Source organism: Tractidigestivibacter sp. (genome assembly GCF_057241865.1).
In genome coordinates this window covers 1-9,503 of sequence record NZ_DBHHPX010000060.1, presented here as the reverse complement: position 1 = coordinate 9,503, position 9,503 = coordinate 1, and the positions used below count along the sequence as shown (strand labels likewise).

The following is a 9,503-nucleotide window of genomic DNA, read 5'->3' as shown; positions in this document are numbered from 1 at the left end:
CTTCTCGGCGCAGACATCACTCGCCTGTGCTACCCACTAGAAACGCGGAAGAGCCTGTTTGAGGTTTACCTGGACGGTCTCCACCTTGGCCAGGGTCCCGTAGTCCGCGAGGTCCGTTGCGGGATCGGTGTTGGTCATGAGGAAGTGCACGTTGGGGTTGGAATCGGCCGCCTCGGCAACCACGTCACCCCACGCAGAGACAAACTCGTTGCCAGCGGCAATGATGAGGTCGACGTCCTGGTCGACATAGGACTGTGCCGCAGAGGCCGCGTCCGCCGAGGCGGTGTTCTCCTTGGGCTCGAGCATCTCCCACTTGGGGTGGGACTCGATTGCCTTCTGGAGCGACTCGTAGTGGCCCTGTCCCCAGCCACCGTCGTTCTTGGGACCGCTGATGACCAGAGCCACCTTGTAGTTTGACTTCTCGGCAGAGTCCGTCGAGCTTGGGCTCGAGGACGAGCCACATGCCGCAAGCGAGAGCCCGCAGGCCACGGCAGCCCCTCCCAGCCCAAGCGATAGCGCGTTCCTACGCGTTATGTTCATTCTCATAGCTTCCTCCCCAGTTGTAACCGGCACTTCTGCTCCGCGACAGGCCCTGAAGCACCTAGTCCCAGTACCCCTCGTGCACGGCGGCTGCCTTGGCCTCCAGCTCCGGGAACGGCCCCACGACCTCGATGGGCTTCTGCCCTGCCGCGAATACCCTTCTGCAGGGCAGGTCAAACGTAGGGTTCTGCTCGTTTGACCCCGTAAGCTCAAGCAGGCGCCGCTCCGTCATGGCATAGACCACGCGGCCCACGTTTCCCCAGTAGATGGCGCCCGCACACATCGAGCAGGGCTCGGCGGAGGCATACAGCGAGCAGTACCAGAGATAGTCCCTGTCGTAGAGCTGGCTTGCGCGCTCCATGAGCTGGGTCTCGGCGTGGCCCGTACACTTGCGTGTCCCAATCTCAACGTTCTCTTGCTCGAGAAGGACGTCGCCAGAGGGCGAGACGAGAATCGCGCCAAACGGCGTGTTGCCATGCTCGCGTGACGCTCGGGAGACCTCGATGGCACGCTCGAGAAGCGCGACGTCCTTCTCGCGAGTGAACTGCTTTCGCGACATACAAGAACCTTTCCAGAGGGGGCGAGACACCCGCATGTGCCTCGCCCCCGATAGACCCACAAAGAACGAACCGTCGTTTACAGCGTCTTGGAGATGGCCGAGACCTCGTCATCGGTGAGGAAGGTGCCGGCCTTGATCTGCTCGGCATACTCGTTGATCTTGTCCTGCACGTCCTTGGAGACCTTGTCGGAGAACTTGCCGAGGGACACGCCGCCGTTGCTCATGTTGCCGGTGATGGCCTTGCCGCCGCCAAAGGAGCCGGCCTCGATCTCGTCCATGGCCTGGCCAATCATCCAGTCCGTGACGGTGGAGGTCACAACGGTGGGCTGGTCGTCGCCTACGATGTCGATGGGCTGGGCGATGTCAAAGTGCGTGTCGGCGCCGGCAGACTCAAGGGCCTTGCGCGCACCGTTGTCGACGGCGGAGGCGTCACCCCACATGACGTCGACGTTGTTGGAGTTGATCCACTGCTGGGTGAGGTTCGTGCCCAGGGAGGCATCGGTGAAGCCGGCCTCGAAGTTGTACTGGCCCTGGACGCCCGGCGTGACCTTCTGCGCCGCTGCGAGGTACGCGGAGTACTTCGTGGTGGTGGACGGAAGCTTCATGCCACCGATGAAGCCGATGCTCTTGGTCTGGGTCATGAGGCCAGCGACAACGCCGGCAAGGGCACCGGTCTGCTTAAAGTCCGGAAGCACCGTCTCGACGGAATCGAGGGTCTCGTAGTCCGTCATCTCGGTGGCGGGATCGGTGTTCGTGATGAGGAAGTGGACCTTGGGGTGGCTGCCCGCCGCATCTGCCACAACCTCGGCCCAGTCGGAGGCGAACTGGTTCCCGTTGCCAATGATGAGGTCGACGTCCTGGTCGACATAGGACTGCGCCGCAGTGGCGGCATCGGCATCGGCCGTGTTCTCCTTGGGCTCGAGCATCTCCCACTTGGGGTGGGACTCGATGGCCCTCTTGAGGGACTCGTAGTGGCCCTGGTCCCAGCCGCCGTCGGTGATGATGCCGCTCATGATCATGGCGACCTTGTAGCTCGACTGCTCGGAGCTGGCCCCAGAGGGGGAGCTGCCAGACGAGCTGGGGCTGTTGCCGGACCCGCCACAGCCCGCAAGGGCGAGGGCGCCCACGCTGCCAAGCCCCAGAGCGATCACCTGGCGCCTGTCGAGCATGACGTTGGACAGAGACTTCTTGGTTTCATTCATGATGTACCCTTTCCTTCCTCCATAGGGGATGCGTCGTGCACCCCCTCCCAATGACCCGCACCTCACGACGTTAGCCGCACGCAATGAGGGTGGAACCGAACAACTCCCAGGTGAGGCACCTTCCTCGGTGACAGGCAGCGCTCCACCCGGGAGCGCGCCGCCCTAGCGCTGCTCGCGGAAGTACGGCTGACCGTTGGACTTGGGCCCGGCATGCCTCGACCCAAAGAAGATGAGCGCCACTATCGTGAAGATGTACGGGATCATCTTGAAGAACATGACCGGAGCAGACTGGAACTGCGCCTGCAGGGCCACGTTGAGGCCGTCGAAAAAGCCGAAGAGCATGCTTGCGCCAAGGACGCCCAGGGCGCTCCAGCGACCGAAGATTACGGTGGCCAGCGCGATGAATCCGCGGCCCATCACGATTCCGTCGGTGTAGATGGGCGTGTAGCACAGCGTGAGGAACGCGCCGCCAGCCGCGGCGAGCGCGCCGCACGCGATGCAGGCGATGTACTTCACGCGCACGACGTCGATTCCGAGCGTCTCGGCAGCATGGGGGTTCTCGCCCACAGAGCGGAACGAAAGCCCCGCTCGGAAGTGCTTGAAGAAGTACCTCACGAGTGGCACGAGAATGAAGGCCAGGTAGGCCAAGAGCGTCTGGTTGAAGAAGGCGTCACCGACAAAGGGTATCTGCGAGAGCCCCGGTATGGCGATGCTCGCCATCTGCGAGCCAGTCGCGTTTGCGGAGTTAGACCCCACAAAGAGGTTGTAGCCGAAGAGCGCCACGGCGGGGGCCAGGATGTTGATGGCCATGCCGGTGACCACCTGGTCGGCACAGAGCGTGACCGTGCAGAAGGCGTAGAGCATGTTCACGAGCACGCCGGCAAGCATGCCCACGAAAAGTCCCACCCAGAGGTTGCCCGTCATCTTGGCCACGGCAAAGCCCACAAACGCACCGACTGCCATGATGCCCTCGAGACCGATGTTCACGAGGCCGGCACGCTCTGAGAAGACCTCACCAAGCGCGGCGAGAAGGATGGGCACGGCGCCCATGGTCATCGCCTTGAGGATGGTGGGGAGCGCAATCATGAAATCCATTATGCAGTCACCTCGGCTTTCTTGGCCTTGGCGTCCTGCCTTGCGGCAACGAACGCCTTGATCTTGGGGAGCTTCACGGCAGCCATTCCGGCAACGGCGAAGATGATGATGAGGCCGCGGATGATCTCGACGATGGCGGTGGGTACGCCGATGACGCTCTGCATCATGGTGCCGCCCGTCGAGAGGATGCCAAACAGCAGGGCCACGAAGAGTGCGGCAATGGGGTTGAGCTGTGCGATGAGCGCGATGGCCACGCCATCAAAGCCAAAGCCGGAGCCAAAGCCGTCTGCCAGACGGTAGGGCGTCTTGCCGAGAAGCTCGACGGCACCACCCATGCCGGCGATGGCGCCAGAGATGATGAAGGCGAGCAGCACGAGCCTCCTCACGGGGAAGCCGTTGACCTTCGAGGCGATGGGGTTCAGTCCCACGGCGCGAATCTTGAAGCCAAACGAGGTGCGGAAGATCACATACCACACGAAGATGCCGAGCGCGATTGCGACGATGACGCCAATGTGCGTGCCCGCGACTTCGGGAAGGCGTGCGCCCTGCGGGACGGCGACGGTCTTGGGCAGCCCGTTATCCGAGTAGACGTTCTTGTAGATGTACTCCATGAAGTACATGGCCACGTAGTTGAGCATGATCGTGGTGATCATCTCGTTGAGGCCACGCGTGATCTTCATGATGCCAGGCAGAAGCCCCCAGACGGCGCCCGCCACAATGCCTGCGAGAAGCCCCAGCGCAAGGCCGAGCGGACCGTCAAGGCCAAGGCCCAGGATGACCGAGGCCGTAGCGCAGCCGCCCATGATGAACTGCCCCTCGCCGCCGAGGTTGAAGACGCCGCACTTGTAGGCAAACACGGCGCACAGACCGGTGAAGATGAGCGGGCAGGCGCGCTCAAGCGTCTTGCTGATCTTGGCGGCATCTCCAAGCGAACCCTGGATCATGGCCGCATAGCCCTCGAACGGGCTTTTCCCAAGGCAGGCGATGATGATTGCGCCAATGATGAGAGCCAGGAGCACCGAGACGACAGGCGTGAGAATCATCAACCTCTTCTCGCTGCGCTCCTCCGGGCTCAGAGCTTTCTTTACCACGTTGTCCCCCTCCTACTTTCCTGCCATTGCGAGCGAGATCTCCTTGATGGGAGGGTTCGCACCCGGATACGTGCCCATGACCTGGCCCTCGAAGAGCACCACAATGCGGTCTGAGAGCTTGAGCACCTCGTCGAAGTCAGCCGAGATGAGAAGCACCGCACATCCTGCGTCGCGCTGCGCCACGATCTGGTTGTGGATGAACTCGGTGGCACCAATGTCTAGGCCGCGCGTGGGATAGACGGCCACGAGGAGCCTTGGGCGTCCCTCAAGCTCGCGCGCGAGGATGACCTTCTGCTGGTTGCCGCCGGAGAGGCTGCGCGCCGTCTGGTCGACAGAGGTACAGCGGATGTCGTTCTCTTCGCGAAGCCTGTCCGCGTACGAGTGGATCTCGGCCATCTTGAGCCACTTGCCGTGGCCAAGGGAGAACTGGCCGCTCTCGGTCTGCTTGAGCACGAGGTTCTCGGCAACCGTCATGTCGCCCACAAGGCCCATCTTGTTGCGGTCCTCGGGGATGTTGCCCAGGCCGGCCTCGATGAAGGTCTCGGGCGAGAAGATCGCGATCTCGGAGCCGTCCGGGCCAATGACCCTGCCGGACTCAGGCTTCACGAGGCCAGTCACGACCTCGGCCAGAGGCGTCTGACCGTTGCCGTCGATACCCGCCACACCGAGGATCTCGCCCTGGTGGATGGTGAGAGAGACGTCCTTCAGGCCACCGTGCTTCACCTCGGAGTGATACGAGACACCCTCAAGCTCGAACTCCGTCTTGTCGGCACCCGTGACCTTGTCGTAGGTGTTCTCGACGAACTTCTGGCCGATCATGAGGTCGGCAAGCTCCTGCTCGGTGGTATCGGCAACGCACACGGTCTCGACGGTCTCGCCACGGCGAAGCACGGTGACGCGATCGGAGATGCGCATGACCTCGCGCATCTTGTGGGAGATGAAGATGATCGACTTACCCTCATCGGTGAGCGAGTGCATGATGTCGAAGAGCCCTTCGACCTCGAGGTCGGTGAGGACTGCCGTAGGCTCATCCAGGATGAGCAGATCGGCGCCGCGGAACAGCACCTTCATGATCTCGACGCGCTGCTGCATGCCAATCGACATGTCGGAGACCTTCTCGTCGAGGTCAATCTCCAGGCCGTAGCGGTCCATGATCTCCTCGATGGCCTTGCGGTCGTCCGCCTCCTGGAGCATGGGGGAGCTGTGGCGCTTGTCGCCCAGGATGATGTTCTCGAGGCCCGTCATGGCATCTATGAGCATGAAGTGCTGGTGCACCATGCCAATGCCATGCTCGACCGCCACGCGCGGTGAGCTTATCTGGACCTCCTGGCCGCGCATGAAAATCTTTCCATCAGTGGGCTGGTAGAGCCCGATGAGGACATTCATGAGTGTGGACTTGCCTGCGCCGTTCTCGCCAAGGAGGGTGTGGACCTCGCCCTCCTGCACGTCGAGTGAGACGTCCTTGTTCGCATAGAACGAACCGAAGCGCTTGCTGATGTTCTCCATTCTCAGCAACTCGGCCATGCTTGCCGCCTTTCGCCTACGGGTGCCGAACAAACAAACTGTACGCGAGTCAAACCAATTATTGTGCCACCCCGTTACAGGGGCTTTTCCGCCTCCTTGCCATTCGTCTTCTTCTTGGAGTACGGCGTGCCTTCGAGCGGGAGCTCTGTCCGAAGCACACCATCGACCCTGCGATAGGCATTCTGGATTGCCGCCGCCGTGGGGATGGAGGCGATCTCCCCTATGCCCTTGCCACCGTACGCCACGGGGAGCAGGCGCTCCTTCTCGACGTAGTCGGCGTGAATCTCGGGGGTCTGGTTGGCGCGGAGAAGGCCGAGCGTTCCGTACTTGACCTGCGGCACGCAGTCCTTGAGCGGGAATCGCTCGGTGAGCGCGTAGCCCATGCTCATGAGGACGCCCCCCTCTATCTGGCCCTGGATGGCGATGGGGTTCACGACCTTGCCGGAGTCATGCGCGGCATAGATGTCGCTCACGCGACGGTTCCTGTCAAGGACGGCGCAGGTCGTGGCATAGGCGTAGCACACGTGGCTCTTGGGGTTGGGCTTGTCGGCACCCAGCTTGTCGGTGGGCTCGAAGTAGACGTAGCGGAACTCGTGCCCCTCGAGGGCAGCGAGGGCGGCAACCGGGTCCTTTGCACGCAGGGCATGGCCCGCCATGAGGTCTTCCGGATGCTCGTCCACGTAGGGGTTCCCGTCATCGTACTCCACGGTCTTGCCGTCACCGTGGGCGCATACGGGCTCGTCCGGCACGGGGCAGCCTGCCTCCACGGCAAGCATGGCGTCACGCAGAAGGAAGGCTACGCCACGCACGGCTTCGCCCGTGATGACCGTCTGGCGCGAACCCGAGGTGGTGCCAGAGTCGGGCGCGGCCTCGGTGGAGCACTCGCCGTTCTCGATGGCGCTCTTGGGGAGCCCCGTCGCCTCGGCGACGTCTTGCTGGAAGACGGTGTTGCAGCCCTGGCCAATGTCGGAGGTGGCAGAGTAGATGACGGCACGGCCGCCCTCAACGCGGATGTTGGCGCGGCCTGCGTCGGGCAGGCCCACGCCCACGCCCGAGTTCTTCATGGCGCAGGAGAGTCCCGCGTGGTCCGCGTTCCTCTCGTAGACGTCCCTCACCGCGAGGAGCGTCTCCTTGAGCGCGGTGGAGCAGTCTGCGATCTGGCCGTTGGGCAAGGCCTTGCCGGGCTCGATCGCGTTCTTGTACCGAATCTCCCATGGGCTTATCCCCACCTCGTCGGCCAACAGGTCGATGAGGCACTCGAGGGCAAACTCGCTCTGGCACACCCCAAAGCCGCGGAAGGCCCCGGCGGGCGGGTTGTTTGTGTAGTAGCCAAAGCCGCGGATGTCGGTGTTCTGGTAGGTGTAGGGGCCAACGGCGTGCGTGCAGGCGCGCTCGAGAACGGGCCCGCAGAGGCTTGCGTAGGCACCCGTGTCAAAGTTGATCTCGCAGTCGAGAGCGGTGAAGTTGCCCTCCTCGTCGCACCCCAGGGTGAACGTGCCCACCATGGCATGGCGCTTGGGGTGGAAGTTCAGGGACTCCTGACGCGTGAACTTGCACTTCACGGGGCGCTTGAACCGATAGGCGGCAAGCGCCGAGATGTGCTGGGTGGTGACGTCCTCCTTGCCGCCGAAGCCACCGCCCACCAGCATGGTCTGGACAACGACGCGCTCTGGGGTCCTATCCCAGCCAAACATGTGGGCGACCTCTTTGCGCGTGTCATAGGCACCCTGGTCTGTGGAGAAGACCTTGACGCCGTCCTTGTAGGGGATGGCCACGGCGCACTCGGGCTCGAGGAACGCATGCTCGGTGAACGGCGTCTCGAACGAATGCGTTACCACGTGCGCGGAGGCGGCGAGCGCCGCATGCGCATCGCCGCGCGTGACGTGACGGCTCTGGCAGACGTTGTCATGGAGCTCGACGAGGTTTCCGAATGCGTTGAAGCTCTTGTGGATGATGGGCGCGCCCGGGGCCTTTGCCTCGCCGATGTTGCGCACGGGCTCGAGCGGCTCGTAGTCGACCTTCACGAGGCGCTTGGCACGCTCGAGCGTCTTGGTGTCCTCGGCGACAACAAGGCAGATGGCGTCGCCAACGAAGCGCGTGATGTCGCCCTCGGCAATGAAGACGTCCCAGTCCTGGATGAGGTGGCCAACCTGGTTTACCGGCACGTCCTTGGCCGTAAGGACGCCAAGGACGCCCGGCAGGGCCTCTGCCTTGGACGTGTCGATCTTGAGGACGCGGGCGCGAGGGTACTTGGAGCGCACGCATGAGCCGTATACCATGCCGGGGAAGTCGCGCTCGTCGAGGTCGTCGGGGTACTTGCCGTATCCCAGGACCTTGCGGCGCACGTCCACGCGGAAGGCACGCTTGCCCACGCCGTAGTCGTCACCGCGCTCGAGGTCCTCGTCTATCTGCGCGTCACCACGCAGGACGGCGGCGGCAAGCCGGATGCCCTCGATGATCTTCTTGTAGCCGGTGCAGCGGCAGATGTTACCGCGTATGGCCCACTTGACTTCGTCATCTGTGGGGTTGGGGTTCCGGCGCACCAAGGCCGCACCGCTCATCACCATGCCAGGGATGCAGAAGCCACACTGCACGGCGCCCACGGCGCCAAAGGCGTAGACGAAGGCCTCCTTCTCGGCGGGCTCAAGCCCCTCCACGGTGAGAATGTGCTTGCCTTGGGCAAGCTTGGTGGTCATGACGCAGCTCTTGGTAGCAATGCCGTCGATAGCCACGGTACAGGTGCCGCACGCACCCTCCGAGCAGCCATCCTTCACGGAGGTGAGATGCAGGTCATCGCGCAGGAAGCGCAGGAGCGGCTTGTTCTCCTCGCATGCGACCTCCTGACCGTTCACAAAGAAGCCGTAGGTTGCCATCTTCCCTCCTTCCTAGAATTGCCCGGCGACGACGCCGAAGGCGTCGTGGATGACCCCGCGCGGGCACTTGGTTGCGCACATGCCGCAGGAGACGCACTCCTGCTGGTCAATGATGGCGAGGTTATCGATAACATGAACGGCATCAGACGTGCAGACGCGCTCGCAGGCGCCGCAGGCAATGCAGCTTGCCTGGCATATCTGGCGTGCAGCGGTCCCCACCTCGTGATTCGAGCAGAGCACCTGTATGCGCTGATGACGCGGAACGATCTCGATGATGTGCTGCTCGCACATGCGCGCGCAGAGGCCACATCCTATGCATGCGTCGCGGTCGACAACCGCCACGCCATTCCCGTCAAGCTGGATCGCGTGCATGCGGCAGGCGGCGACGCACGCGCCACACCCGATGCAACCCTCCGAGCAGCGGTCGGGCGCGACCCCGCCTGCGCACCTCACGACCGCGACTTTGTCCCTCTTTCGTGCCATGAACTAATCCCCCCGTGTGTACTACCGCGGAACGGCCGTGCGGCCGTCCCGCCAGCAAGCTCTTACCGGCGCATGCCTGGCTACCTTGCAAGAAGGTAGCCGTAGCTGTCACGCACCGCCACGATGGTGGCGCGGA

The 9,503-nt window shown here is 63.2% G+C and carries 8 protein-coding genes; all 8 read right to left on the bottom strand.

The window, feature by feature from the left end:
* Positions 1-36 precede the first annotated feature (36 nt).
* On the bottom strand, positions 37-546 hold the full coding sequence (locus ACO59D_RS12390) for a BMP family ABC transporter substrate-binding protein (RefSeq protein WP_485127244.1): 510 nt from the start codon (positions 544-546) through the stop codon (positions 37-39).
* A gap of 55 nt (positions 547-601) precedes the next feature.
* Complete coding sequence (locus tag ACO59D_RS12385) at positions 602-1,099, bottom strand: nucleoside deaminase (RefSeq protein WP_485127243.1); 498 nt, start codon at positions 1,097-1,099, stop codon at positions 602-604.
* 77 nt (positions 1,100-1,176) lie between these two features.
* Positions 1,177-2,301, bottom strand: coding sequence for a BMP family lipoprotein (locus ACO59D_RS12380; protein WP_485127242.1), 1,125 nt, complete (start codon positions 2,299-2,301; stop codon positions 1,177-1,179).
* Positions 2,302-2,463: 162 nt separating this feature from the next.
* Complete coding sequence (locus tag ACO59D_RS12375; protein WP_130812786.1) at positions 2,464-3,396, bottom strand: ABC transporter permease; 933 nt, start codon at positions 3,394-3,396, stop codon at positions 2,464-2,466.
* Positions 3,396-4,487 carry an ABC transporter permease gene (locus ACO59D_RS12370; protein WP_242622262.1) on the bottom strand — a complete coding sequence of 364 codons (1,092 nt, stop codon included), beginning with the start codon at positions 4,485-4,487 and terminating at the stop codon, positions 3,396-3,398. The genes ACO59D_RS12375 and ACO59D_RS12370 overlap by 1 nt, the downstream gene beginning before the upstream one ends.
* A 12-nt stretch (positions 4,488-4,499) precedes the next feature.
* Entirely contained in the window at positions 4,500-5,993 is a 1,494-nt protein-coding gene (locus ACO59D_RS12365) for an ABC transporter ATP-binding protein (RefSeq protein ID WP_485127241.1), read from the bottom strand.
* A 92-nt stretch (positions 5,994-6,085) separates the two neighbouring features.
* Positions 6,086-8,884: a selenium-dependent xanthine dehydrogenase gene (gene xdh, locus ACO59D_RS12360; protein WP_485127240.1), complete on the bottom strand. Its 2,799-nt coding sequence runs from the start codon at positions 8,882-8,884 to the stop codon at positions 6,086-6,088.
* A gap of 12 nt (positions 8,885-8,896) precedes the next feature.
* A complete protein-coding gene (locus ACO59D_RS12355) occupies positions 8,897-9,367 on the bottom strand; it encodes a 4Fe-4S binding protein (RefSeq protein ID WP_485127239.1) in 471 nt (156 codons plus the stop codon).
* Positions 9,368-9,503: the final 136 nt, after the last annotated feature.